The organism is Pseudomonas sp. 478, from assembly GCF_003254125.1.
In the GTDB taxonomy this organism is placed as follows: Bacteria; Pseudomonadota; Gammaproteobacteria; order Pseudomonadales; family Pseudomonadaceae; genus Aquipseudomonas.
This window is the reverse complement of sequence record NZ_QKZG01000011.1, coordinates 1-25,862: the sequence shown is the minus strand read 5'-3', so window position 1 is coordinate 25,862 and position 25,862 is coordinate 1. Positions and strand designations below refer to the sequence as shown.

The 25,862-nt window shown below is 59.2% G+C and carries 16 protein-coding genes; 10 read left to right on the top strand and 6 right to left on the bottom strand.

Annotated features, from left to right (window positions below):
- Positions 1-17 precede the first annotated feature (17 nt).
- The 3 genes from DFS28_RS22010 to DFS28_RS22000 are packed head-to-tail and all read left to right on the top strand — an operon-like array spanning position 18 to position 2,900.
- Positions 18-1,139 carry a glycosyltransferase family 1 protein gene (locus tag DFS28_RS22010; RefSeq protein ID WP_111451431.1) on the top strand — a complete coding sequence of 374 codons (1,122 nt, stop codon included), beginning with the start codon at positions 18-20 and terminating at the stop codon, positions 1,137-1,139.
- Positions 1,132-1,908: a DUF2334 domain-containing protein gene (locus DFS28_RS22005; RefSeq protein ID WP_111451430.1), complete on the top strand. Its 777-nt coding sequence runs from the start codon at positions 1,132-1,134 to the stop codon at positions 1,906-1,908. Before DFS28_RS22010 ends, DFS28_RS22005 begins: the two co-directional genes overlap by 8 nt.
- Positions 1,905-2,900 carry a lysylphosphatidylglycerol synthase transmembrane domain-containing protein gene (locus tag DFS28_RS22000; protein ID WP_111451429.1) on the top strand — a complete coding sequence of 332 codons (996 nt, stop codon included), beginning with the start codon at positions 1,905-1,907 and terminating at the stop codon, positions 2,898-2,900. Before DFS28_RS22005 ends, DFS28_RS22000 begins: the two co-directional genes overlap by 4 nt.
- On the opposite strand, the gene DFS28_RS30630 is transcribed toward DFS28_RS22000, so the two are convergent.
- Together DFS28_RS30630 and purU are read right to left on the bottom strand one after the other, a co-directional pair.
- Positions 2,887-3,063, bottom strand: a complete 177-nt coding sequence (locus DFS28_RS30630; RefSeq protein WP_165934048.1) for a hypothetical protein — start codon at positions 3,061-3,063, stop codon at positions 2,887-2,889. The two genes, DFS28_RS22000 and DFS28_RS30630, sit on opposite strands and share 14 nt — an antisense overlap.
- A 134-nt stretch (positions 3,064-3,197) precedes the next feature.
- Positions 3,198-4,046 carry a formyltetrahydrofolate deformylase gene (gene purU, locus DFS28_RS21995; RefSeq protein WP_111451428.1) on the bottom strand — a complete coding sequence of 283 codons (849 nt, stop codon included), beginning with the start codon at positions 4,044-4,046 and terminating at the stop codon, positions 3,198-3,200.
- Positions 4,047-4,385: 339 nt separating this feature from the next.
- Here purU and mvaT point away from each other — a divergent pair, with 339 nt between their 5' ends.
- The gene (gene mvaT / locus DFS28_RS21985) at positions 4,386-4,763 is read left to right on the top strand and encodes a histone-like nucleoid-structuring protein MvaT (RefSeq protein WP_007933316.1); all 378 of its coding nucleotides are present in this window, start codon (positions 4,386-4,388) and stop codon (positions 4,761-4,763) included.
- A gap of 97 nt (positions 4,764-4,860) precedes the next feature.
- On the opposite strand, the gene sbcB is transcribed toward mvaT, so the two are convergent.
- Complete coding sequence (sbcB, locus tag DFS28_RS21980) at positions 4,861-6,291, bottom strand: exodeoxyribonuclease I (RefSeq protein ID WP_111451426.1); 1,431 nt, start codon at positions 6,289-6,291, stop codon at positions 4,861-4,863.
- 183 nt (positions 6,292-6,474) lie between these two features.
- Here sbcB and DFS28_RS21975 point away from each other — a divergent pair, with 183 nt between their 5' ends.
- The 6 genes from DFS28_RS21975 to DFS28_RS21945 all read left to right on the top strand — a co-directional run bounded on the left by DFS28_RS21975 (position 6,475) and on the right by DFS28_RS21945 (position 13,382).
- Complete coding sequence (locus DFS28_RS21975) at positions 6,475-7,200, top strand: RDD family protein (RefSeq protein ID WP_111451425.1); 726 nt, start codon at positions 6,475-6,477, stop codon at positions 7,198-7,200.
- Entirely contained in the window at positions 7,197-8,174 is a 978-nt protein-coding gene (locus tag DFS28_RS21970; RefSeq protein ID WP_111451424.1) for a stage II sporulation protein M, read from the top strand. The genes DFS28_RS21975 and DFS28_RS21970 overlap by 4 nt, the downstream gene beginning before the upstream one ends.
- Entirely contained in the window at positions 8,161-9,705 is a 1,545-nt protein-coding gene (locus DFS28_RS21965; protein WP_111451423.1) for a DUF4129 domain-containing protein, read from the top strand. The genes DFS28_RS21970 and DFS28_RS21965 overlap by 14 nt, the downstream gene beginning before the upstream one ends.
- Positions 9,702-10,865 (top strand): DUF4350 domain-containing protein, encoded by a 1,164-nt coding sequence (locus DFS28_RS21960; RefSeq protein WP_111451422.1) that lies wholly within the window; start codon positions 9,702-9,704, stop codon positions 10,863-10,865. Before DFS28_RS21965 ends, DFS28_RS21960 begins: the two co-directional genes overlap by 4 nt.
- Positions 10,862-11,860, top strand: a complete 999-nt coding sequence (locus DFS28_RS21955; protein ID WP_111451421.1) for a MoxR family ATPase — start codon at positions 10,862-10,864, stop codon at positions 11,858-11,860. Before DFS28_RS21960 ends, DFS28_RS21955 begins: the two co-directional genes overlap by 4 nt.
- A 190-nt stretch (positions 11,861-12,050) precedes the next feature.
- Entirely contained in the window at positions 12,051-13,382 is a 1,332-nt protein-coding gene (locus DFS28_RS21945; protein WP_111451545.1) for a DUF58 domain-containing protein, read from the top strand.
- 13 nt (positions 13,383-13,395) lie between these two features.
- Here DFS28_RS21945 and DFS28_RS21940 read toward each other — a convergent pair whose 3' ends face one another.
- The 3 genes from DFS28_RS21940 to DFS28_RS21930 form a co-directional block, all read right to left on the bottom strand.
- The gene (locus tag DFS28_RS21940) at positions 13,396-17,709 is read right to left on the bottom strand and encodes an Ig-like domain-containing protein (protein ID WP_111451420.1); all 4,314 of its coding nucleotides are present in this window, start codon (positions 17,707-17,709) and stop codon (positions 13,396-13,398) included.
- Entirely contained in the window at positions 17,699-21,802 is a 4,104-nt protein-coding gene (locus tag DFS28_RS21935) for a neuraminidase-like domain-containing protein (RefSeq protein WP_111451419.1), read from the bottom strand. The genes DFS28_RS21940 and DFS28_RS21935 overlap by 11 nt, the downstream gene beginning before the upstream one ends.
- A 68-nt stretch (positions 21,803-21,870) precedes the next feature.
- On the bottom strand, positions 21,871-25,569 hold the full coding sequence (locus DFS28_RS21930; protein WP_111451418.1) for a Tc toxin subunit A: 3,699 nt from the start codon (positions 25,567-25,569) through the stop codon (positions 21,871-21,873).
- Between the last annotated feature and the right edge of the window lie 293 nt (positions 25,570-25,862).

The window sequence follows — 25,862 nt, the reverse complement described above, 5'->3', positions numbered from 1 at the left end:
AACAACGGACCGGAGGGATGTTCATCGTGCATATCGCTGACATAACCATGTTCTACGCCCCTGCCAGCGGTGGCGTGCGCACTTATCTGGATGCAAAACACCGTCGCCTGAGCATCAAGCCGGGCATTCGCCACAGTCTGTTGATTCCTGGGGCTTACTTCAGTGAACAGGATGGCATCTACACGGTTCCGGCCCCCGCCCTGCCCTTTGGCAAAGGCTATCGCTTCCCTCTCCGTCTAGCGCCATGGCGCAATGTTCTGCAGGATTTGCAGCCCGACCTGATCGAGGTCGGCGACCCCTACCTCACCGCATGGGCGGCCCTCGATGCCCGGCGGCAACTCGATGTCCCGGTGATCGGCTTTTATCATTCGGACTTGCCGCTGCTGGTCAGCAATCGCATGGGCAACTGGGTCACCACCAACGTCGAAGCTTATGTCAGCAAGCTCTATGGCAACTTCGATCGGGTTCTGGCACCCAGCCAGGTCATGGCCGACAAATTGATCGGGCTGGGGGTCAAGAACGTTTTCGTGCAACCGTTGGGCGTCGACTTGCAAACCTTCAATCCCACGGCACGAGACTCGGGCCTGCGGGCCGAATTGGGCATTGATGAAAACACGCATTTGCTGATCTTCGCCGGGCGCGGTTCCAAGGAAAAAAACCTGCCAGTGCTGCTCGACTGCATGAAACGCCTGGGTCGACGCTATCACCTGCTGTTGGTAGGTTCGTCGATGCCGGCCGTGGTACCGGACAACGTCACCGTGATCGATGAGTTCTGTCCGGCGGCACAGGTGGCGCGGTTGATGGCCAGCGCCGATGCGCTGCTGCACGCCGGTGACCAAGAAACCTTTGGCCTGGTGGTTCTTGAAGCCATGGCCAGTGGCATTCCGGTGGTGGCCGTGGCGGCCGGGGCCTTTCAGGAAATCATCACCGATCAATGCGGCCTGCTCTGCCCGCCGAATAATCCATTGGCGATGGCCAACGCGGTCCGCGAGCTGTTCAGTTCGGGCAGCGTGGTTTTGGGCAAACAGGCCCGTTGCCATGTCGAGCGGCATTACTCTTGGGACACGGTGGTCGACAGCCTGCTGGGGCATTATCACGCCGTGCTCGACAGCCACTGGCCGCTGACGGCCAATGGTTGAGCCCATGAAACCGCCCAGCCTGTTACTCGTGCTGCACGACGTCGCACCGCAAACCTGGGCCGATTATCAACCCTTTGTCGAAGCCGTCGACGCCCTGGGCGAGGTGCCGATGACCTGGTTGGTGGTGCCCAATTTCCACAAACACAACGATCTGGAGGAGCATCCGGGATTTCGACGTTTGCTCACCCGTCGTATCGCCCGAGGTGACGAACTGGTATTGCACGGTTACTTTCATTGCGATGAAGCGCCCACTCCCACTACGCCACGAGACTGGTTCATGCGCCGGATCTACACCCACGAAGGCGAGTTTTATAGCCTGTCTCAAGAAGTCGCCCTCGCCCGCCTGCGCGCCGGCATCGAAATGTTCCGCCGTTATCACTGGCCGCTGGAGGGCTTCGTCGCCCCGGCCTGGTTGATGAGCGAAGGGACGCGCCAGGCCTTGCGCCAGTTACCCCTGAGTTACACCAGCGACTCGCAGCATCTGTATCGCCTGCCGGACTTCACCGCGGTCGACGCGCCGGGACTGGTCTGGAGTGCGCGCAGTGCCTGGCGCCGAGGGCTGTCGAAGCTCGTCAGCGATCAACGCGAACAACGCTGGCAGCAAGCACCGGTGATTCGTCTTGGCCTGCACCCGGTGGATATGCGCCACGAGTTCTCGCGCACTTACTGGCTGCAAACCCTCAAGCGCTTGCTCGACGAGGGACGTGTGCCGATGACCAAGGCACGCTGGATGGCGCTGCAAAGCGACCGTATGGGTCGCGCCGCATGAGTCGCGGAATTCTGCTGCTCGTCGCGCTGCTCGCTGCGGTGCTGATTCCGTCGCTGCTGGGCGGTACCGAAACCTGGTCTCGACTGCAAAGCTTTCCGCTGACATGGTTACTGATCATGTTCGGCATGATCCTGCTGTGCTGGGTGCTGAACACGATGCGCTTGCGCCTGTTGCTCGGGGATCAGCGCGACAAGGTGAGCCCGTTCAGAAGTCTTGGGGTGGTGATGGCCGCCGAGTTCGCTTATTGCGCCACACCGGGTGGCAGCGGCGGGCCGTTGACGATCATGGCGTTGTTGGCGCGCCATGACGTGCGTCCGGCCAGGGGCAGCGCCGTGTTTGCCATGGATCAGTTGAGCGATTTGCTGTTCTTTCTCTGCGCGCTGAGCGCAATCCTGATTTATGCGTTGTTCCAGCACCTCAGCCAACGCATGGAATGGCTGCTGACCGTCAGCGCCATTTCGATGTTCGGCGGGTTGTTCAGTTGCGTGGCGGTCGCCCGCTACCATCGCGTGCTGATTCGTTTGAGCGGTCGGGTGCTCGCTCGCCTGAATGTCAAAACCACCACACGCCTGCGCTGGGCACGAAAACTCCTGCACTTTCTGGCGGCGTTCACGGACACACTGAAGCTGCCCTTTCAGACGCTCATTACGGTGTTTGCCCTGACGTGCCTGCATTGGATCTTGCGTTATAGCGTGCTGTATCTGGCGTTGCGTGGGCTTGGGGCGGATTTGCAGTGGGCCTGGAGCTTTCTGATCCAGATGCTTTCGCTGAGCGCGGGGCAGTTCAGCCTGTTGCCGGGCGGTGCCGGGGCGGCGGAGTTGACGTCGGCGGCGCTGCTGGCGCCGATGGTGGGAAAATCCACCGCAGCGGCGGCGATTCTGATCTGGCGGGCGGTGACTTATTACTTCTATTTGCTGGTGGGCGGGCCGGTGTTTTTACTGATGCTTGGGCGGCCGTTGCTAAAAAAGTTGATGAAGTTCAAACAGGCTTAGTGTTGTCGTCGGGGTCGTTCTGCAACTGTTCCCACAACTCGGCGGCACCGGGAAACTCCGTGCCGTCTTCGGGGTTCATGTCATCCGGATCGTAACGGCTCAAACACCCCTCGCCCAACGTGGCGGGAGCCTTGGATGTGGCTTTGTCCAGTGGATCGGCCATAGTCATGTCCTCGTTCTGTAGATCGCTCCCACGCTCTGCGTGGGAATGCCTCTAGGGACGCCCCGCGTCCAGTGACGCGGAGCGTCACGGGCTGCATTCCCACGCGGAGCGTGGGAACGATCAGCAGCAAGCTGTCAGAACACTACGGTTTTGTTGCCGTGTACCAACACCCGGTCTTCCAGGTGATAACGCAGACCACGGGCCAGCACCATCTTCTCGACGTCCCGACCGAAACGCACCATGTCGTCGATGCTGTCACTGTGGCTGACGCGAACGACGTCCTGTTCGATGATCGGACCGGCATCCAGCTCTTCGGTCACGTAGTGGCAAGTAGCGCCAATCAACTTCACGCCACGCATCGATGCCTGGTGATACGGCTTGGCACCGACAAACGACGGCAGGAAGCTGTGGTGAATGTTGATCACCTTGTGAGCGTATTCGCGGCACAACTCAGGCGGCAGGATTTGCATGTAGCGGGCCAGTACGACCACTTCGGCATCGTGCTGTTTGACCAGTCGCGAGACTTCGGCGAAGGCCGGCTCTTTATCCTGCGGATTGACCGGTACGTGGTAATACGGAATCCCGTGCCACTCGACCATGCTGCGCAAGTCGTCGTGGTTGGATATCACGCAGGAAATTTCGCAATCCAGCTCATCACTGTGCCAGCGGTGCAACAAGTCGGCGAGGCAGTGAGACTCGCGACTGGCCATCAGTACCACGCGCTTTTTCTGCTCGGTATCGGTGATGCGCCAGTCCATCGAGAACTCTTCGGCAATCGGTGCAAACGCTTCGCGAAAGGCATCGATACCGAAGGGCAGCGAATCGGCACGAATTTCGTGACGCATGAAGAACCAGCCACTGAGGTTGTCCGAGTGATGGCTCGCTTCAGTGATCCAGCCGTTATGTGACGCCAGAAAGTTACTGACTTTAGCAACGATACCGACGCGGTCCGGGCAAGCAATCACCAGCCGAAAAGTGCGCATGAGGGTCAAACTCCAGAACTTCGCAAAGGCGGCCATTCTAGCGATTGCGCAGCAAAACTGCAGTATTGATGACGGTTGGTCCGACACAAAGGTAAGCGGCACAGGTTCTGGCAGCACCTGCAACCCGCGCGATGGTGTTCCTGTTGCCCATCTTCAAGTGCCCAATTGTGAATATTCGTGATGACTGCATCACACTATTTAACTACACCGGTAATTTATGCCTACTCACCGTAACTAATTTAAATAAAACTCCGGTTATATGTTTACTTGATGAAACACCCTGACTATTATTGCCGCACTGTCACCTGCCATCCAGCGTCCCAACATAAGGTAGTCCTCATGTCCTTGATCAACGAATATCGCGCCACCGAAGAAGCTATCAAAGAGCTGCAAGCCCGTTTGAAGAACCTGTCCCAAGACGACAAACTGCAAACCGAGCTGGAATTCGAAGGCAAACTGCGCACCCTGATGGGCGAATACTCCAAGTCGCTGCGTGACATCATTGCGCTATTGGATCCAGAGTCCAAAACCAAAGCACCACGCGGCGGCGCAGTAAAAACTACTGGCACCAAGCGTGCTCGCAAAGTTAAACAATACAAAAACCCGCACAACGGCGAAGTCATCGAAACCAAAGGTGGCAACCACAAGACGCTGAAAGAGTGGAAAGCCAAGTGGGGCGGTGACGTGGTTGAAGGCTGGGCTACCCTGCTGGGCTAAGCCGTAGCGCTTGTCGCAGGTTTATCCGCGACAAAAAAGAACGCCAGCATGCTGGCGTTTTTTTATGCCCGGTATTCAGCCCCGAACATTTTCGATTTCAAAGATTCAAACGTTTGCGTAATCCTTCGACATAATTCTGCCATTCGTTCAGCACCTCTCGCTGAAACGATGTAGCCGTAATACTCCATTGGGCGGCGGCTTCTACAAAAGTTTCCAGCGTATTTGGCGCCCCCCACTCGGGTGCTGACAAACGTTGCTGACAGAATAGTCTCCAGCGTTCTTGCTCTTCGAAATTCAACGTATCGGGGAAGTTGCGTGCGCGATATCGAAACAATAATTCGGGCAATCGCTCATCATCGAAGGGCCATTGTTGTTGCGCTAATTGAGCAGGGTCGGCAGACCTGACTTGCTCACAAAGACGCCGATCCCGATCACCGATAAAACCATCGTATAACTGTTGCTCAGGGTCTTGGCTCGAGGTGAAAGCTTCGCTGGCATACATCGCCTGAACTTTATCTAGCCAAACTGTTTGTGCGTCACTTAGCCGCAGCGCGCGCTCTTGGTAGAGCGACATATCCAGCCCCAAACGTTGCTGATCTTCAGAGCGAAGTACCGACAACGGCGCCACCACTGGGCATTTATTGATGTGGATAAGTTTGAGCGGCACCGGCAACTCGCCCTCGGCCAAGTCATCGCGGCGGGTATACAGCCGTTGACGCAAGGTGTCGGCATCAAGATCGAGCAAGCCCTGAGGGTCCAGGTGCAAATCACAGACAATCAAGGCGTTCTTGTTGCGCGGGTGCCAGGCCAAGGGCAGCACCACACCGATATAATTGCGCGCCGCTGAAAAGCGCCCGGAGATGTGCACCATCGGCTGCAACAGACGAATCTGATCCATCACCTTTTGTTTACCGCGCAACTGAAACAACCAGTCATACAACTTCGGCTGCTTTTCCCGGATCAGACGCGCCAGGGCGATGGTGGCGCGAACGTCCGACAGCGCTTCGTGAGCATTTCCGTGATCAATGCCATTGGCGGCGGTCAGGCGTTCGAGCTTGAGCGTTACCCGCCCCTCGTCGTCCGTCGGCCAAACGAGGCCGTCAGGGCGCAAGGCATAGGCTGCACGCACCACATCGATCAGGTCCCAGCGGCTATTACCGCCCTGCCACTCGCGTGCATAAGGGTCAAAAAAGTTTCGGTAAAGACTGTAACGGGTCATCTCGTCATCGAAACGTAACGTGTTGTACCCCGCCCCACACGTGCCGGGCGCCGCGAGTTGGGCATGCACCCGGGTCATGAAATCGGCTTCGCTCAAGCCTTGCTCGGCCAATCGGCCGGGCGTGATACCGGTGATCGCACAGGCCGCCGGATGGGGCAGGATGTCTTCACTGGGCTGGCAGTAAAGGTTGACTGGCTCGTCTATTTCATTGAGATCGAAGTCAGTGCGAATCCCCGCCATCTGCAGCGGGCGGTCGCAACGGGGGTTGATGCCAGTGGTTTCATAGTCGTACCAGAAGATAGAGGTCACGGGCTATTCCTGAACTGAAGATCGGCGAAGTCTAGGCGTTCACATCCCGCCCCGGCCAGTAATCTTGTCATTCAATCACCTCTGGCTACGTACCGTGCAATACATAGTTATGTCGTTTCCCCCCGAGAGGCTGCTAGCATCGGACGGACACCGAATCCCGAACAGGCCACATCAAGGTTGCCCATGCTCGAGACCACAGCACTGCCAAGGAAAGCGACGCTGGCCCCGCCACTGGATACGCGGTATCAAGTCGAAACGCCGGAAGGCATCGACCTGCCACTGCGCCCGGCCGGGTTGATGGTTCGTGCGTTGGCGTTCGCCATCGATCTCGGGCTGCGCGGGTTGATCGTCGGCCTGCTGTTCATTGTCCTGGCGTTCCTCGGAAAACTCGGTGCCGGGCTCGGCTCGATTCTGTTGTTCGTGGTGAGCTGGTGGTACATGGTGCTGTTCGAAGTGCTCAACCAGGGTCGTTCGCCAGGCAAGCAATGGATGGGCCTGCGGGTGGTGCAGGACGATGGCACACCGATCGGCTGGTCTGCTTCGCTGCTGCGCAACCTGCTGCGATTTGTCGACATGCTGCCGTTCGGCTATTTCCTCGGCGCCATCAGTTGCCTGCAACATCCCACCTTCAAGCGCCTCGGCGATCTGGCCGCCGGCACGCTGGTGATCTACCGCGAACAGCCGCTCGCCCGACCACAACTGCCCGCCGTCCAGCCCCGGCGCCCGGCCTTTGCGCTGACGCTGACCGAACAACGCGCCATCCTCGGGTTTGCCGAGCGTCAGGGTGAACTCTCTGAAGCACGGGTCAAAGAGCTGGCGGCGATACTCGCGCAACCGTTGCGGGTGTCGGCACCAGGGGCCGTGGACGAACTCAATGGCATCGCCCGCGGCTTGTTGGGCCCCACATGAAGCAAAGCCTTTTCGAAACTCGCCACAAGGCCGAATGGGAGCAATTTGCCCTCGTGCTTGAACAGCTGGAGCAAGGCAAGCAAGCACAGCGAGTCGCCGGTTTCCCCAGCGATTATCGTCGTCTCTGCCAGCATCTGGCGCTGGCCCAGGAACGGGGTTACAGCAGCTTTCTGATCGATTCATTACAGCAACAAGTACTGCGCGGGCATCAACAGCTTTATCGCCACCGCAGTCGACTGGGTGCCAACGTGCTGGGCTTCATCCTGGCTGACTTCCCGCGACTGGTGCGCGAACAGTGGCGTTTCGTGCTCGCCGCCAGCCTGATGTTTTTTGGCAGCCTGATTGGCTTCGCGTTGCTGGTGTATCTGTTCCCCGACCTGGTCTACAACCTGATCCCGGCCGAGCAGGTCAGCGAGATGCAAGGCATGTACGACCCCGAGGCCGGCCACCTGGGGCGTTCGGCAGAACGGGCGGCCAGCGAAGACTGGGTGATGTTCGGTTACTACATCATGCACAACATCGGCATCGCCTTTCAGACCTTCGCCAGCGGTTTGCTGTTTGGCCTGGGCAGCGCGTTTTTCCTGTTCTTCAACGGTTTGATGATTGGTGCGGTGGCCGGGCACCTGACGCACATCGGCTACGGGCAAACTTTCTGGTCATTCGTGGTTGGCCACGGCGCCTTTGAACTGAGTGCCATCGCCCTGGCCGGTGCCGCTGGCCTGCAACTGGGTTGGGCCTTGATCGCGCCGGGACGCCTGCCCCGCTCCGAAGCCCTGCGATTGGCGGCACGCAAGAGCGTGCTGCTGATTTGCGGGGTCATGCTGTTTCTGCTGGTTGCGGCGTTTATCGAAGCTTACTGGTCGTCCACGATCGGGGTCGCGCCCATGACCAAATACCTGGTCGGCGCAGCGCTCTGGTTGTTGGTGGCGATTTATCTGCTGTTTGCCGGACGGACCCGCCATGCGCCTGAGTGACGCCACGGCGGTCATCCGCCCGCGCACCACCTGGGAAGCCATGGACCTGGGCGTCCTGCTGAGCCAGCGACACCGGCATCTGCTGATGACCAGTTGGGCCATAGTGACCTTGCCGGTGTTCGCCCTGCTCAGCTGGGCGCTGTGGGATTCGCCCTCCCTCGCCGTGTTCATTTTCTGGTGGCTGAAACCGGCGTTCGACCGCCTGCCGCTGTACATCCTGTCCAAAGCCATGTTCGGTGAAACACCTACCCTGAAACAGGCGTTGCGCCAATTTCCGCGGCTGCTGCAACCGCAACTGCTGGTGAGCCTGACCTGGCGACGCCTGAGCCTGAGTCGCAGTTTCCTGATGCCGGTGGTGCAACTCGAAGGGCTCAGTGGTGAGCCACGACAACAGCGCTTGCAGGTGCTGTTGCAGCGCAACGCCGGTGCCGCGCGTTGGCTGACGATCATCGGCGTACATCTGGAAACCGCGCTGTGGATCGGCCTGATGGTGCTGTTCTACATGTTCTTGCCGCAACAGGTCGAACTCGACTGGAGCTGGCAGACCTTGATCACCGCCGCCACACAGGACTGGCGATGGCTGGAACACCTGACCAACGCCTTTTACGCGCTGGTGCTGATTGTCTGGGAACCGGTGTATGTCGCCTGCGGCTTCAGTCTTTATCTGAACCGGCGCACGGTGCTGGAGGCCTGGGATATCGAGTTGGTGTTCCGCCGTATGCGCCAACGCTTGAGCAGCGCCGCCGTCCCCTTGCTGCTGGCAGCATTCCTGTTGCTGCCGACAGCACAAACCGTGTGGGCCGCCGAGCCAGTCATTTCACCCGACACCCCGCGTCTGCTGGACCAGCCACTGACCAGTCAGGCATCCCGGGACAGCATCAAGGCGATCCTTGATCAGCCTCCGTTCAAGAATAAGGAATCGGTCACGCGCTATCGTTTTGGCGAGGACCAACCCGCCACCGACAAGGCGGACGATGAACCAACAACCGAATGGCTGGAGGCGCTGCTCAAGCTTCTGGACAACCAACGCTTCGGCGCAGCGGCCACCCTGATTGAAGTGGTGTTGTGGGGTGTCGTGATCGGTGCCATCGGTTTATTGATCTGGCATTACCGTGACTGGATGCAAGCCTTCGTCAGGCGTCGACCGGCCTTGAACAGCAAGGTCACGCGGCCGTTACCGCAACAGGCTTTCGGCCTGGACCTCAACCGCGAAACCCTGCCCGCCGACATCGCCGCCAGCGCCGAACGTCTCTGGCAAACCCAACCCCGCGAGGCCCTCGGATTGCTCTATCGCGGTCTGCTCAGCCATTTGCTGCACGACTTCAACCTGTTGCTCAAGCCCGCCGACACCGAAGGCCAGGTCTTGGAGCGCATTGAACAATTGCAACAACCTGCCTTGCTGGCCTTCAGTAAAAGCCTGACCGGGCACTGGCAGAACATGGCCTACGGGCATCGCCTGCCTCCCGCGCATTTGCAACAGGAACTCTGTGACGGCTGGCGAGCCCTGTTCGGCCCGGGAGCGTCGCGTTGAACCGGCAACGCGGGCTGGCGATCGGCGTGTTCATCGCCGTGCTATTGATCGCGCTGAGTGTTTATCTGTACGTCAAGGCGACGCCCTATCAGGCAGACATCGATCACGGCCCCTCGCCTGAAGCCCAAGCCAACCCCTATCTCGCCGCCGAGCATTTCCTGCGCAAACAGGGCTTGTCGGTGAACCACGCCAACAGCCTCGACATTCTGCCCACCCTGGAGCCGCATCAGCACAGCCTGTTATTGCTCGGAGACCGCGACAACATGACTCCGCGCCAGGTCGATCAGCTGTTGAACTGGACCCGGGCCGGCGGGCGACTTTTGTTTGTTGCCCAGTCGCTGTGGGATGAACAGACCGGCCAAAGCAACGACCTGTTGCTCGACCGGGTGCAACTGCACCAGTCGCTGAGCAAAGACCTCAAGGACCCGTCGCCCGCTATCGACGACGATCCTTACCCCAAGCTGACCAAGTTGTATCTGGAAGACGAAAACGCGCCGGCCTACGCTGGTTTCGATACCGCATTCCATCTCGAAGACCCGAAAAACCTCGCGCAAGCCTGGGCCAACAGCGGCAAGGCCACGCACATGATGCAGCTCAATCACGGGCTCGGTTCGATCATCGTGGTCACCGACGCCGACCTGTGGAAAACCCCGGCCATAGACCAGTACGACAACGCCTGGCTGCTCTGGTACCTGACCGCGGACACGAACGTGACCCTGCTGTTCAACACCGATCACGACAGTCTGCTGACCTTGCTCCTGCGCTATTTCCCTCAAGCACTGGTCGCCCTTTTTGCCCTGATCGGCCTTGGCTTCTGGCACGTCGGCGTGCGCCAGGGTCCGCTGCTGGAACCAGTCCCGAGAGCCCGCCGTCAACTTCAGGAACACCTGCGCGCCAGCGCCGATTTCATGTTGCGCCGCAACGGTCAGCAGCACCTGTTGCACGCCTTGCAGCACGACATCTTGCGTCGTGTGCGGCGCCGTCATCCCGGTTTCGAACAACTCGGCGTTGCCGAACAATGGCTGGTGCTCGCACGCCTGACCGGCCAACCCACACGCGCTATCAGCCAGGCCATGAGCCCGCGACCGAAACAGCGGCTGTCCAGCGCTGAATTCAGCCGTCAGGTCGCCCACCTGCAAACCTTGAGGAATGCCTTATGAGTGAGATCGAGCCCGGCACACTGAACCACGCTGCGCAGCAACGCCAGCGCGCCAGCCAGTTGGCCCAGGCGGTAAGAACTGAACTGCAAAAAGCCGTGATCGGCCAGAACAGCGTGATCGACGATGTGCTCACCGCCCTGATCGCTGGCGGCCATGTGCTGCTCGAGGGCGTGCCGGGGTTGGGCAAGACGTTGTTGGTACGCGCCCTCGCCCGCTGCTTCGGCGGTGAATTCGCGCGCATCCAGTTCACCCCGGACCTGATGCCCAGCGATGTCACTGGTCATGCGGTGTACGACTTGCAAACCGAGCAATTCAAACTGCGCAAAGGGCCGTTGTTCACCAACCTTTTGCTCGCCGACGAGATCAATCGCGCCCCGGCGAAAACCCAGGCCGCACTGCTCGAAGCCATGCAGGAACGCCAGGTCACCCTCGAAGGCCGCGCCCTGCCGATTGCGCAACCGTTCATGGTGCTCGCCACGCAAAACCCCATCGAACAGGAAGGCACTTACCCATTGCCGGAAGCCGAGCTCGATCGCTTCATGCTCAAGGTACGCATGGACTACCCCGACGCCGATCAGGAGCTGAACATGGTGCGCCAGGTCAGCCGCTCGACCCGTGCCGACATGCTCGATGTGCAGCCGTTGCGCACCGTCCTGCAAGCCAAGGATGTGCTGGCATTGCAGCGAATCGCCAGCGACTTGCCGCTGGACGATCAGGTGCTCGATTACGCCGTGCGCCTGGCCCGCACCACTCGCACATGGCCGGGCTTGACCCTCGGCGCCGGGCCTCGGGCGTCCATCGCGCTGGTACGTTGCGCCCGCGCCCGCGCCTTGTTGCGTGGCGGCGAATTTGTGATTCCCGATGACATCAAGGGCTGCGCGCTGTCGGTACTGCGCCACCGGGTGCGCATTGCCCCGGAGCTGGACATCGAAGGGCTGGAGGTCGATCAAGTGCTCAAGCAACTGCTCGATCAAGTGCCGGCGCCACGCCTGTGACCATATCCTTGTCGAACACAAACCCTGTGGCGAGGGAGCTTGCTCCCGCTGGGTTGCGCAGCAGCCCCAAAATCGTCCGACACGTTTTGTCAGGCACAACACGCACGCTGGGTTTACGACTGCTTCGCAGCCGAGCGGGAGCAAGCTCCCTCGCCACAAAAAACTCTCTTGCCACAAAGTGTGTGCGTCAATGAAACCCTCACGTCTGCTACTGATCTGGCTCGCGATCCTGCTAGCCATCGGCATCGTGCTGGGCGCGTTGCGGGCATTGGACATCGAGGTTCCATCAAGCCTACATGCGATCAACTGGGGTTTGCTGCTGGCACTGCTGGCCCTGGCGATACTCGACGCCGTCCGTCTCAAACGACTGCCCTCGCCCCGACTCCACCGACAAATGCCCGGCAGCCTTGCACTCGGCCGATGGGGTGAAGTGCGACTGGAGGTCGAGCATGATTTTGCCCAACCACTGAACATACAGATTTTCGACCATGTGCCGCACGGCCTGAGCTTCGAAAACCTGCCCCTGTCGGTCGAACTGCAACCCGGCCAGCACAGCCAGATCGGCTATCGGCTGCGCCCGCTAAAACGCGGTCATTTCACCTTCGAACACTGCGAAATCAACCTGCCGAGCCCATTGGGCCTGTGGTCTGACAAACGCCAGCTCAACGTGACCGATAACGCCCGCGTCTACCCCGACTTCGCCCGCCTCTACGGCGGCCAATTATTGGCGGTGGACAACTGGCTCAGCCAACTCGGCGTACGCCAACGCCAGCGTCGCGGTCTGGGTCTGGAATTTCATCAACTGCGTGAATTTCGCGAGGGCGACAGCCTGCGCCAGATCGACTGGAAAGCCACCGCCCGCCAGCGCACTCCAATTGCCCGCGAATATCAGGACGAGCGCGACCAGCAGATCATCTTCATGCTCGACTGCGGCCGACGCATGCGCAGCCAGGATGATGAACTGTCGCACTTCGACCATGCCCTCAATGCCTGCCTGCTGCTCAGCTACGTCGCCCTGCGCCAAGGCGATGCGGTAGGCCTGAGTACCTTCGCCGGAGACCGACCGCATTACCTTGCGCCGGTCAAAGGCACCGAGCAACTCAAGGTCTTGCTCAACGCTGTCTATGACCTCAACAGCACCCAGCGTCCGGCCGATTATCAGGCCGCCGCCAACCAACTGCTGGCCCGACAAAAACGTCGGGCGCTGGTGGTGCTGGCGACTAACTTGCGGGATGAAGACGACGATGACCTGCTCAACGCGGTCAAACGCCTGGGCAAGCAGCATCGGGTGCTGGTCGCCAATTTGCGCGAAGGCATCCTCGACACAGTGCGACAAACGTCAGTGCAAACCCTGGACGAAGCGCTGGTTTATTGCGGGACAGTGGATTACATGAACGCCAGAGCCGAACGCCATGAGCGATTGAGTGCTCATGGCGTTACGGTGCTGGATGTTCCGCCCGGCGAACTCGGTGCTGCGCTGGTTACGCGTTATCTCAGTTGGAAAAAGGCGGGGGCGCTCTAGCTCGCAAAGAAGGCTAGATGTTGGTCACCCTGACCGTCGTCGACACCGTTACCGTACCCACGGGGTTTTCCACTGTCGCCGCAATGGCAAATTCGCCAGCCACCACCCCCCTATACCTGAATTGAGCCCAGCCTTGCTCGTTACTGTAGCTCCGGTCACTCTCGTTGCCATTGACCTTCCATCTCACCAAAATGCCCGCTACCGGTGTCGTCAGCTCCTTGACCACCTGGACGTTGATACTCGATATCCAGCCTATCCTGATACTTGAGGGCAACGCGTAGATGTCGCGCAACAACACGGTTGGTAACTCCACTTTGATGCGCTGCGTCTTGGCGCCTGGCAAGCCGAGCGCCAGCGATGCCACCAAATCAAACTCCCCGACATTGCGCGTCTCAAAGGTTATCCTGGCGATACCGCTGGCATCGGAAGTGGAATCAGGCAGTGCCTGCCCCGCAAAACTCCAATTGATCCTGATGCCTTGTAATGGATTGCCATTGACCGAATCAAGCACCAGTGCCTCGGCGGTCACGTTATCACCGATGAAACTATGGATTTTGTCGCAAGTAAGGGATTCGATTACAGGCACCACCACCTGTTTCAACCCCAGCACCGCCATGTCCCACCCGCCCTCGCCTCCCTCCACCATCGCCACCACCGTGTTCTCCTGCTCGACGGCCAGGGTAAAGCCCAGCCAGGCAAACCCGTCGCCATCGGTCACACCGGAGGGCAAGCGTGAATCGTTCAACTCCCACATGACACTCACGCCTGGCAGCGGTTCGCCGGTGCGGCTGGAAACCACCTTGACCCGTACGCGCACCGGCTCCTGCTCCGTGCCGGCCACTTCAAGCAATTCAGCGATTTCGCGCGGCTCATTCAAGGTGACTGGCAACTTGACCGACTCCGAGAACAGCGCATCCCCCGCCGTCGCTGTCAGTTGTACGTCCCCCGGGATCCTCGGTTTGAAACGCACCCTTGCGACACCATAGAAGTCCGTCTGCGTAACCCTCTCGCCGAGTTCCGGGCTACGCCAGATCACCTGAATGCCAGCCATTGGCCTGCCGCTGATAGACGAGACCACCGTGACCTGTTCCTCCAGCGTCTGCCCCCAGTCCAGCCATTTATCAGTACGGTTGTTGACGAGGAAGCTCACCACCTGTGAGCCGGGTCCCTGGGACATGGCATTGGCCGGTGAAAGCCTGGCCAACTTCTGCGCGGCCAAGCGAAACGAAAAACTGCCATCGCTCAGGTCGCCAACCTCAAAGCGGTACTCAAGTCCCTCATCGGAAAAATACCGTGAATCTCCGGGATACCCCATGGAAAACTTCATACCCAGCTCATCAGGCCCGGCGCCCGTCATGCCCAGCGTCAACTGCCTTTCGAAAAGCAGGCTCCCCTCCGGCGCCCGCAAATTGAACGTATGTTTGCCGTTGCGACGCGGGAAGTAGGTTCTCTCCCCCCAGGCCTGGTAGTCCTGGCCATCGAACGCAACCTCCAGTCCCTCCCAGGGGTTGCTGGCCAGTGCTGTCACCTCCATGGTCTGCCAACTCTCTTTTGCGTCGTAACGACTGAGTACCTGAGCCTTGATCTCATACTTTTGATCTTTTTCAGGGACAAACTCAAAACCGGACCAGCCGTCAGTATCGGTCAGCACCGTATGCTGCTGCTCCTGCGCGGTCCAGGTCACGGGCACCTGGGCCACAGGCCCAGACGTGAAGGCAGAAAACACCCGCACCCACATCCAGGCGCCGTCCTCGCCAACAACCGGGTCGACGAGTGGCGCATTCAAGGTCTCGATCCGCAGCTTGTTATGGCCCAGCACCAAGTCATTGACCGGGGTCTGCTGAGCGAGTTGCGGCAATTGCAGCCCCAACGCGAACTCGCCGTCTTGATTACTTCCGGTGAAATCCAGACACCAAATGGCCCCACCATCACTGAGCCTCTGTGTCTCGTCCAACGCCGGATAGACCGTTGCACCCAGATCTTCCGCCGAGGCTCCGGACCATTCAAGCCGTGCTTGCAGCCCCACCAACGGGCTCAGCTCATGGGGCAAGAAGCTGAAGCGATGGAGCCCACCCAGGCAGGGATACAGTGAGTCCTTGCCAATGGGGGCCTGCTGTTGATCCAGTGCAATACTCACTTCATCGGCGAGGTCGGCTGAAAGCAAGCGACCGAACAGTGCACGGGGTTGCCCCAAGGCTTCACTGGTGAGGCGCCACTCGAACAAGCCACTGCGACTACCGCCTGCACTGGAACTGATCGACCACTTCCAGCCATCCTCCGGCGTGACCTCAGGCGTGCCAATCTGCAGCCCCAAATCAGCGCCAAGGCCATTGAAAGCCAAGGTCATGGATTTACCCGTCACTGGGCTACCGGCCTTCGGCGTCACTTTGAACTGATGCGTCCCGCCACGTTGGCAAATCACCCCCAGCACGGCCAGATCGATCGGGACATCATCCAGATGAAAGGTGGCTGCCTCCTTCCAGGCGCTGGTGGCCTGCGGCGTTACGCTGAACTCCCGAGTAATCGGCGTCATCTGCTCGTGAGCCCTGACCTTGGCGGTGATGGTGTAATGCTCGGGGCTGGTCGGAGTGTCCAGAAAACTGGCCCAACCTCCTGCGCCCGTGACGGTGTGGACCGGCCCGTTGGCCCCCCCCTCCCAGTCCACCCGTGCGTTGATCACCGGATTATCCGCACTGGCGTCTTGATGCAGCACCTGTATCCGCAACAACACCGACTCTTGCTCATCGACCACCGGCGATGTGTTGACTTCGTACACCTCACCGATTTTGACCAGGTTGCGCGCCAGGGACATGCTTTTTTTGGGCGAGCGCTTCGACAACTTCGAACAGACCAAAGACAGATCGAACCGCCCGTCGACGACATCTTCGCAGGCCAGGCTCCACTCGAATTGCGGATCAGTCACCTTCACCGATTCTCCAAGTGCTGGCGTCACCGCCACATGCAATTCCTCCGCAGACGCCACACCGTCCCATCGTAGCGAGAAGTCACTGCCCAACAATGGGCTGCTCTCGGGCAACTTCAACTTGAGACTGTAGGTTGACCCGCGGTTGGGATAACCGACCTTTTCTGCCCAAGGCTCTTCACTCCCTTCGATCAGCTCCTGCAGGTCTCGCCAAGGGTCCGTCTTCAGCACGTGTACGACAAATTCTTTTGTAAATACGCCCTCGAGAAAATACAGACTGGCCACCGATGCCTTAAGAACATGCGGCCCTTCTTCATCCCTCGGCTGATAGGTCAGGTATGCCCAGCCGTCTTCATCGGTGAGCACTGGATCATCCACTGGTATTCCGTCGCGGGTCCAGGTGACCTCCTGACCGCGCATCGGCAAACTGGTGTAATACGAAATGATCTGGACGCCCAGGCAAACGCTTTCCTGATACTCCAGGACCGGGTAATGGGCAGGCTCCAGAAACTCACGAACATCCAGCCGGTGATGCCCCAGCACTGCTGCAATCGAATAGGCCTCGGCGGTGTATTGGTTACGCAGCTTCAACGCCAAAGGCGGCGATTCCTGCTCCTCGATCAATGGACAGTTCAGCCACCAGCTCGCGTCCAGCGGCTGATTCGTGCCCCATTCAGGTGTGGGAACAATCGCCCCTTGTGGGTTGTTTTCGAGGGTCCAGGAAACGTCAGTACCCGCCCAATGGTTACCCGGCACAGGTGGGAATCCCAGAGTGTGCAGCGCGCCATAACACAGATACAACGGACGATCCGCTGGAAGCGATTTGTTGTCGAGCTTGATCTCCTGCAACTGCAATGGCGGCAGATGCACCCGCAGTCGGAGTCGAGCGACGTGTATTCTCGATCTTGGGATGTCGCCAACCGGTTTCTTGGGGCTGAATATGCTGACACGAACGAGGTCGTTTTCTTCCATCGTCAATGCCAGTTCAACATTGGTCTGGATCGGCTGGAACTCTAGCAACCCGCCACCTTGCCCGGCCTGATCCTCATCGGCCACTTGTGGGTGGGTAGGATTCAGCGGCAGTTCGAGGGTTTCAACTACCTGACGTTCCACTTCGATCACCAACCTGCCCGGTACGGTGTTATAGGTCTCGTGAAGAAAACTAAGGACATAGCGCACATTAGGGCCCAGTGTCTTAGGCACCCTGAACTCCTGATAAACCGAGGCTTCATCACTGGCAATCAGATAGCGGATTTCGACCAAACCGTCCTCAAAATACTCGGAACTGCCGGTATCGACGTTCGTTGGATTGGTCGATCCTCTAGTCCAGTGATCAAGCGCCTGGCTGAATTCACCATTTATTATCAGATTCTGGTCAGCCTGAATGACCGGTTCATTCATCATTGCCTGCTCCTTTTGCGATCCGCTGATCGACCAGGTTCTGGACTTTAAGGGTGAAAGCCGGATCACCCGGCAGCGCCGTGTAACGCACACGCACAATGATGTCGGTCAACGACTTCAGCATCGCCCGTTGGGGTTCCTTTTCGTGCCAAGGAAATCTCAATACCCAGTTCGAGACCGCCCCCGTGCATTCGAAAGGATTGAGCAAGCCTTCGTCGGGCTTCATGGCGTTCATGCCGGAATCGGCGATACCCACCGACAAGGCGATTTGCTGACCGCTGCGCAGGTCGATCTGAATGTCCTCTGGCGCTCCTCCCGCTGTCGGCCCATACAGATACTCCACCGAACGCCCCGACGCTTTGGTCGCCGTCTTGCTGCTGATCTGCACCAAGGTGGCCCGGACATTTTCGTAGGGCCCGGTCAGCACCGGCATGTCGACTTCGAGCGAGCTGATCTGGCGGCAGTAATGACCCGGATGATCACGATCGAACAGCAACTGTGTCAGCTTGAATTCCAACGTGCCGAATCGCTGAAGTTGATCGAGTGCAGCGCTCCAATTCGCGTAAACGGGCTGCGGGTCCAGGGAATCGTCGAACAATTGCCGCAGCGAAACCGTCTTGATCATCTCCAGGCGCCGCTCATGACGTTGCAGGTATTCACGCTCCATGCGCAGTAAATAGCCGCGCAGGTGCTCGCCAGCGGTCAGGCCATGGCGGTTATCCAGCCAGACCTGCGGCAATGGAATCAGCGAGTCATAGTTGCCGGTTTCAGCACTTAGCGAGGCCTGGGCATTGAGGCACAAGCTGACCACCGCATCGTATGCCTGATAGTGCAATGCCTTGAATTGCCCCACCAGCCAGCCGAACAACTCGGCGTTGGTGGCCCGCTTCTTGATGAAGGTGTACAGCGCCTGCGCGTGGCTGTTGGACCTCAAGGTTTGCGCCAGGCTGGCCTTGGCCGCTTCCACGGCATGGGTTTGCGCGGTAATTTGCTCACTCAGGGCTCGCATTTCTCCCCGCGCCTGATCGCGTTGCAGTTCCCAGTCAGCACGGCGGCGGCGGTAGGCTTCGGTGGTCGCGCTTTTTTCCGCATCCATATGCATCACTCCGGACGCGATTCCCAGGCCATAGACCACGGCATCCGCCAGTTTTTCGAGCCGAGCCCCACCGCTGGCCACACCGAAAATGTTCGGTATCACGGCAGTCCCCGCACCAAATCCCTTGATGGCCGTTGTACTCAGGTCCATTTGTTTGGCCAGGTGCAGGTTGTTCATCACGCTGTATTCCACTTCCGTGATGTTTTCTTCAAAGAGGGCGCTGTAGTGATTGGCGCGTTCTTCAGCCATCGTCAGGCTCTGCCCCAACCCGGTCACACTCGCCTCCAACTGAGCGATGGTCTGTTCCTGCACGCTCTGCGCATAGGCACCCAGCTCCACCAATTGGCCGTGTTGCAGCTCCTCCATCTCGGCCCGATCCCTTTGCTCGATCAGGCGCAGCAACTGGCCGCCATAGTCCTGAAGGGTTTGCACCGCTCGCAATGCGGCCTCGAACATGATCCGCCAACGAAACGCCACGACCACCAGGCGCCCACCCATCGGCCGCGGTGCACCCACGCCACCGGCGGCCAGATCGCGCAGCAACTGATTGGGATCGGTCATCGGATTGAACAGCAGAACCTGCATCGGTTTGCCATCGATGGTCAGGTTGTTACGCAAGGTGTGCAGACGCCGCGCGGGCTGCTCGAACAAATCCTGCAACTGCGGATTGATGGGCAGTTTGAACGCTTCGGTCCCCAGCTGGCCGAGCAACGGCGCGGTCCTGGCCCTGGGCGCCACATCACCCAAATTGAAGGCCAGCGTTTGCACGAACGCCTCCAGGGCCGGCCGCGTCCTGGAATCGTCCATCAAGTCCTCCACCTTCGCTGGCTGCCAGCGGTTGACGGTTCTCTGGGTGGGAGGCTTGCCCATCAGGAATTCGGCTTGCACGTAACACAACTTGGCCGCCACCAGGCTGTCACGGGAGAGCTGACGGTAATACCAATCGCCCCAGGCCATCAGGTTGTTCACGTACTCGGTGAACGCCACGATCTGGAAATGCCGGGGGTTCGAGTAAGCGATGGCATCCGGGTCGGTCGGGTCGTCAGCTTCACAGCCGGGGTTGGGCGAGGCATTAGTGGAAAGATTCAACGGCCGGCAGCGCCAGTAACGCGGCTTTGGTACGGTATCGGGAGGCACGACCGCTGTGACGGCCGGAGCCTGTGGATCAAACAGGTAATGCAGCCAGTCTTGCGCCTCGGCGTAACGGTCTTCGGCCCTCAGGCGCGCGCTTATCAGTAACGGTAAATGGCAATGCAGCTCCCAGAAGAACAAGCCGTTGGCCCCGTCGAAAGCGCCGTTGGGCTCGCTGATCGAACTGCCGGTCGGTGCCGGCTCGGCCCGATGTTGCATCTCCCAGCTCAGTACCGCTTCAACCGAAAAACTCGCGGCCTGCACCAGTTCGGGCCCGTGCAATGAATTCAGGCGCACATACTTGAGCCACCCGGCCGGCTGACGAAAGTCCAGAAATTGCGCCCCCGAAGGGTGGCTCCTGTCCAGTGTGGGGGTGACAAACATCGCGGTGTTAGTAAAGGACAGCGTGTACGTTTTGCGTCCCAGCAAGTCGGTCGGAGTCAAGCCGCCAAATTCAACGGTCGCGGTTGTGAATTGAGACGCCCGGGACACGGCCGTCCCTGGAGTGTGCCATCCCCCTTTCCCGGAGAATGCCCCTTCGTAACGTGCGGGATCACCTATGTGCCCACTCGTAACTTTCAACTCGAACGTCTTGTTCTCATTCGGGCCGTCCGTATTGGCCGCACACACCCCACACACCACCAACACATACTCAGGGGTGTTGTCAGATTTCCGATTCTGGAACACCACGGCTCGCAACCCGTAGTAAGGGGTCAATGTACCGGCGGGAGTATTAGCTTCGACGATCGTCGGCTGGTTCAGCGCCAGGATCGAATGCTGCACTGTGTCGCGATTGACGAATCGATGAGCGGCCAACAGGTCCATGAGCGGCTCATCGCTGTCGATCGTGCGAAACAGCACATCCCTGGCCTGGTACACATGCGCTTCGTCTTTACTGGACTGGATAAACATCACACACAACTTGCCCTTGGGGTGCTGCTTATCGACCACCACAGTGGCGATCAGCCGTGCATCGGTGGGCGTGGCATCATCGCCCTCGGCAACGTGCAAGGACTGCGCCCCCGACCACTGTCCGTTCTGGGTCATGAACGCCATGTTGATGTCCAGCCTGTGCGGTACGTAATTGCCGCCGGCCTCTTTCGTAACGCGCCTTTCGCGCCACTGCGCCCAGACCACGCATAAACGGCCACTCCACTGCACGAGTCGGATGTCCAGCACGTTCTCCAAGGCGGGAATGTCGATCGGCTGCCACTCGCTCCATGCCGCCGGGTTGACGGTTGTCGAGCTTTGGGTGAGTACGATTTCGGCTTTGCGCCAAAAGTACTGGTAAGGCTGCTCCCGTTGGCGCCCGATAAAGTAATAGTCCGCATCAGTGGCCGACGCGCCATCGATATAGCCGCTGATCACGTCCAGGTTGCAGATCTTCCCGAACGCTTCCAGGTAATCCTGCAAGGCCATTTGTACCGAGTCAGTGGTCAGGCGCGTTTGGTTCAGGTTGGTTTCCAGCGCTTTGAACAGCCCGGTCTTGCGCTGCCGCACGAAGGGGTTGATGTAGTTTTCCGGGTAGCAGGCAATCATTTGCAGCGCCGCCCAGTCCGGGTAATTGCCGTAGAGCTGCCAGAGCGCCAGATCATCCGGGTCGAACGCGTGGGTCTCGAAACCCGGTTCCAGCTTGCGGTACACCGCATGGATGTATTGCTGGGCACAACTGATGGCTTCGGCCGCCCAGGAACTCTCCACCGCGTAACTGTCCAGTGGGTCGAGACGCAGGAGTTCGAACAGATCCCCCGGAGTTCTCAGGAAATTGTAGTTGTTGTCTTCCGCGGATTTCTTGACTTGTCCGATGCAATACTCGACCAGGGCTGAACGACGTTGTTCAAGCAGTCCGGCGATGTTGGTGCGCTCCATGGTGGCTCTCCTGAGACGTTACCCGGTGGTGTTCGACTGTGCAGCAGGCTGCTTCACGAGCAATCGTGTCAGTCACGAGGCAGGGGTGTGGGCAAGAAGGTGATGGGACCAAAGTCCTTGGTAACGCTGCTGCCGGTGCTGCGGACCGCGAAAATGAATTTCCCGCCCGTAGGGCTGGAAACAAAGGCCCGGGTGAGCCCCTCACTGTTGGTGAGGCTGCCAGCGCGGATCACCACACTGCCCGAGTCAGTCGCCGGGCTGTCAGTCGCCGTCAGTACTCTGAAGCTCCAGTCCACAGGGGCGTTGATACCCCGATTGGAGTAGTCATCTTCCATAACGGCGTAGAGTTCGACTTCAGCACCAGCCGCAACCTCACCGGTCGGCACGCCAGAGGCCAGCTCTGGCGGGAAACTGTATCTGATGCTCTCGGCAACGACCTCCACGTCTGGGGCAGGCTGTTTTTCGCCCATGTCCAGCCAGAAGAGCGGGGTATCGAGACCCAGGACACGGCCCGGAATAAAATCCACCGTCACCTCTCCTACCTCGGTGGTCGCCCTTTCGACAATCGTGCCCAGGCTGGTTTGCCAGTGAACGTAGACTCCGCGCATCGGCCTGTCTTGCATGTCGCGGACGGTCAACTTGTAAGTGACTTTTTGTTCGGGTTTTCCGGCAATCACCGTGTTGCTACCCACCAACTCGCAGGTGATCTTCGCCGTCTGGTTCTGCTCGTCGCTGGCCATGGCGAGGAGCGGTTCGGTGGTCTCGGCAAGGCTCGACAAGGCTTGCTCGGCGGCCCTCCGATAGGCTGCTTTTTCGGATGTTGTAGTGACTTGACCCGGCAGCTTGCCCATCAGGAAAACCGTCCGCGCGTCCATGCCGCTGCGAGTCGACATCGTGCGCACACGCATCAACACATCCAGCTGTTGCAGGTTTCTCACCAGAGGCTGGCCGATTGATTGGGCACATTCCAGCACCTCCTGGGCGCTCCAGGCAAAAAACACCCCCAGCCTGGCCGCCGCTGTTTGCTTGATCAGGTACAAGGCATCCAGCGACAGGTTCTCAGACGGTACTGTCAGATCGGCAGGCAGGGCCGCGACGTCGCGCAGATAATCCAGCAGTCGGGCCTGCGGCTGTTTGCTCATCTTGAAGGCGCGGGCCAGCACCGACAGGTAGTAAAAAGTACTGAGCGAGACGGCCAGTTGGTCCGCTTGCGTTATCCATTTGCGATTGCCGTAGTCGAGGTAATCCTGCAGCACCTCGACACTCAGTTTCAGTTTCAGGACGATCTCACTGCGCCGACGTATTTCGGCCAACAGCAGCAAAAAGGGATCGCCCTCCAGGCTGCGCCCAGCCCGTTCTGTGGCTGTCGCGGGATCTGACACGGGACGCGTCAGCACCTCACGCAGAAAGGTATCCACACGGCCTTGCGCCCACGTCAGAACCGGAATCACCTGTTCCGAGGCCAGCCCGGTGTAAACCGTCAGGCATTGCTTTGCCACCGACAACTGGGCCGCTTTCGCCTGCAGCAATACCTCAAGCATGTTCTCGACGATGGCCTCGTAGAGTGGGCGATAGCTTTCACCCAGGCCCTCATGGACGGCTATGAGAAGTTTTTTGCGAGCGATGCTCGCGTAATCGTCGTCGTCGTCGTCGGAGTCCGGCTGGGTATTCACCAACCCGTGGCTGTCGGCCAGATTACTCAGCAAGTCCAGCCAATCCGCGCCGCCACCCAAAGGAGGCACGCCTGCCATCAGTAACTCGGCGTTGGTAAACAGCGTGCCGGCGAGCAAGTTGCGCACCTGCCCGAATAGACTCACTTCAGCTTCGGTTTCTTTCTGTGACGTGGCCGGGGCAGTCACCTGTTGCAGCATCCAGGGCACATCAAGTTCGTGCTCGCGGCACCAATCGACGCAGGTGTGCAGGGCCTGGATGATCACCAATACGTTGGGTGTGTCTTTGGTATGCGTTCGGATCCTTGGCACACCGGCCATGGCATTTACCCAGGTCTGGCCTCCAAGCACCTTCAACAGAGACACCACATCTTTCGGATCGATACCCAACAGACTCGACAGCTTCACCAGGCGATAGAAGCTCGAAACGACGGCCGGGGATCGGCTCAGCTTACCGTTTGTACTGTCGTGGCCCAAGGCAACCGCTTGCGCTAGAACAATGTACGGCAGCAACTCAATACCCAGGCCTTTGTGCAGTCGGTTGATCGTCATATCGGCGTTGCCGATGTCGATGTCGACCGTCGGCAGCAAGTCAAACAGTTCGTAATTCAGTATCAACGCGTCCTGATAATTGCCTTTTGGATTGAATACCCGATCAAACAGCGAGGGTGTCTTGTCCCGACCATAAAACGACACCTCATGAACAAGCGCCGCAAAATCTTCTGCCTTGCAGCCGTAGCGTTCACGCAATGTTTGAAACAGACCGAGGGCCTGCACGCTGTTTTGCGTGATCAGGTACGTGGTTGAGGCGGGTGTCTCGGCCCTGATCACTGCCGCGAGCAACGCATCGACCTGCTCGGGCGGCAGCCCCAGCCATTGGTCAAGGCGCAACTTGCGGTTCATGCGATCGATTTGGGCGTGGCTGACATTGTCCAGACGGTGCAGGTGCGGAGTCTGCGAAGTGTCGAACTCAAGGCCTATGGAAGTGGTCGCACCGGCGTTGATATAGACCGAACCCGACTGGGTGCCGCTGACAGGCGGCGGGGTTCGTTGTTCTGGCTGCTCCGGTGCATTGGCCGAGCGCACGGGGGCAAAGCTGCCCACCGACAGCAACGCTTCCAGTTGCAGGGAATCAAGCTTGGTTCGCTCGCAGAAGAACGGTACTTCGCTGTACTTCTGCCATTCCTCCCCCCGCGCACCGAAGTGACGCAGATAGAACGCTGGAGCGTCCCCGTCATTGCCCGCACCGGTGAAATGCGCAGCCTCCGTCAACATCGCCCGCTGATACGGCCCCAGCCGCGAGGCATGGACCAGTGCCCTCGCCGCATCGGGGGCCGGGGTATGGGGTTGCAGAAAGTACGGCGAGGCAAGGTCCACCAACTGCACCACGTCACCGACCGACATGCCGTTGTGCCGGGCGACATAATCCAGGCTCACCCAATGCTGGTAGTACGGCAAGCCGTTCGGGTACCGCGTAACGAGCAGCACATCCTCCAGAGTAGGCGTAGGCGCTCCGTGAAATCTGATAAAGGTTTCCAGCACCGGGACGATGATGTCCACCGCCGATACCGGTTGATACACCGCATTGAAATCGATGAGCAGCTGTTTGAGATCTTTGCGCCGATCGTGCAGCGGCAGTTTGTTATCCGAGCCGAACTCGTCGATTTTATTCTCGATCCAATTCAACAGCCAAATCAAATAAGCCGGTTGGGCGTGGATAGACTCCAGTGCTTGCGGCGGGCACAACGCGTCGAAATTCATGTTGAACAATTGCTGGAAACTCGGCCCTTCCATCAACGACAACAGCCCGCTCTGCGGCCCCACCGCCTGTCCAGGTTCGCCAAACAAGGTGTGTTCGATAAACTGCCGTCGCAGGTAGATCGCCAGGGCGTTGACCGGTTTGAGGAAGGCTTTGGCGTCATGCTCGGTCAACCCGTATGTACGCATCAGCCCGCCCACACCTTGTTCTACCAACGGGAAAATCGAGCCACCGTTTTCCAGGTAGGTCGCCAGACTGGCATACCTCTGATGCTGCGCTTGCTGGCTGAACGTCTGTTCAAACAGTTGCAGGGCGGGACGTTTAGGGGAAGTAGCCATGTTCAAGCTCCTTGCATCGGCAACCGAGGTGTCGAACAAGCCGGCGGCGGATTGCTCTGTGGATTCGATAGAGTGATTGGGCGTGATGGCGGGGGTTAGCGTCTACTGTCATAAATGACAGTAGACGCTACCGTCCGTCGGCTTTTTTCGACCTACAAGTTCAACTCGGACGGCGATGAAACCACCTCGAAGCGAGCACTTTCGGCCCAGTCCGATTCGGTCCAGGACACATCCCGCTGGATGGTCTGCTTGAACCTGACCCAGTGGCCGCCCGGCGAAAAATTCAGACGCGC

Coding starts and splice junctions, on each gene's coding strand:
- DFS28_RS21940 (WP_111451420.1), bottom strand. CDS start 17,709: ATGATGAATGAACCGGTCATTCAGGCTGACCAGAATCTGATAATAAAT.
- DFS28_RS21975 (WP_111451425.1), top strand. CDS start 6,475: ATGCTCGAGACCACAGCACTGCCAAGGAAAGCGACGCTGGCCCCGCCA.
- DFS28_RS21970 (WP_111451424.1), top strand. CDS start 7,197: ATGAAGCAAAGCCTTTTCGAAACTCGCCACAAGGCCGAATGGGAGCAA.
- DFS28_RS22005 (WP_111451430.1), top strand. CDS start 1,132: ATGGTTGAGCCCATGAAACCGCCCAGCCTGTTACTCGTGCTGCACGAC.
- DFS28_RS21955 (WP_111451421.1), top strand. CDS start 10,862: ATGAGTGAGATCGAGCCCGGCACACTGAACCACGCTGCGCAGCAACGC.
- DFS28_RS21965 (WP_111451423.1), top strand. CDS start 8,161: ATGCGCCTGAGTGACGCCACGGCGGTCATCCGCCCGCGCACCACCTGG.
- DFS28_RS21935 (WP_111451419.1), bottom strand. CDS start 21,802: ATGGAGCGCACCAACATCGCCGGACTGCTTGAACAACGTCGTTCAGCC.
- DFS28_RS30630 (WP_165934048.1), bottom strand. CDS start 3,063: ATGGCCGATCCACTGGACAAAGCCACATCCAAGGCTCCCGCCACGTTG.
- purU (WP_111451428.1), bottom strand. CDS start 4,046: ATGCGCACTTTTCGGCTGGTGATTGCTTGCCCGGACCGCGTCGGTATC.
- mvaT (WP_007933316.1), top strand. CDS start 4,386: ATGTCCTTGATCAACGAATATCGCGCCACCGAAGAAGCTATCAAAGAG.
- DFS28_RS22000 (WP_111451429.1), top strand. CDS start 1,905: ATGAGTCGCGGAATTCTGCTGCTCGTCGCGCTGCTCGCTGCGGTGCTG.
- DFS28_RS22010 (WP_111451431.1), top strand. CDS start 18: ATGTTCATCGTGCATATCGCTGACATAACCATGTTCTACGCCCCTGCC.
- DFS28_RS21945 (WP_111451545.1), top strand. CDS start 12,051: ATGAAACCCTCACGTCTGCTACTGATCTGGCTCGCGATCCTGCTAGCC.
- DFS28_RS21930 (WP_111451418.1), bottom strand. CDS start 25,569: ATGGCTACTTCCCCTAAACGTCCCGCCCTGCAACTGTTTGAACAGACG.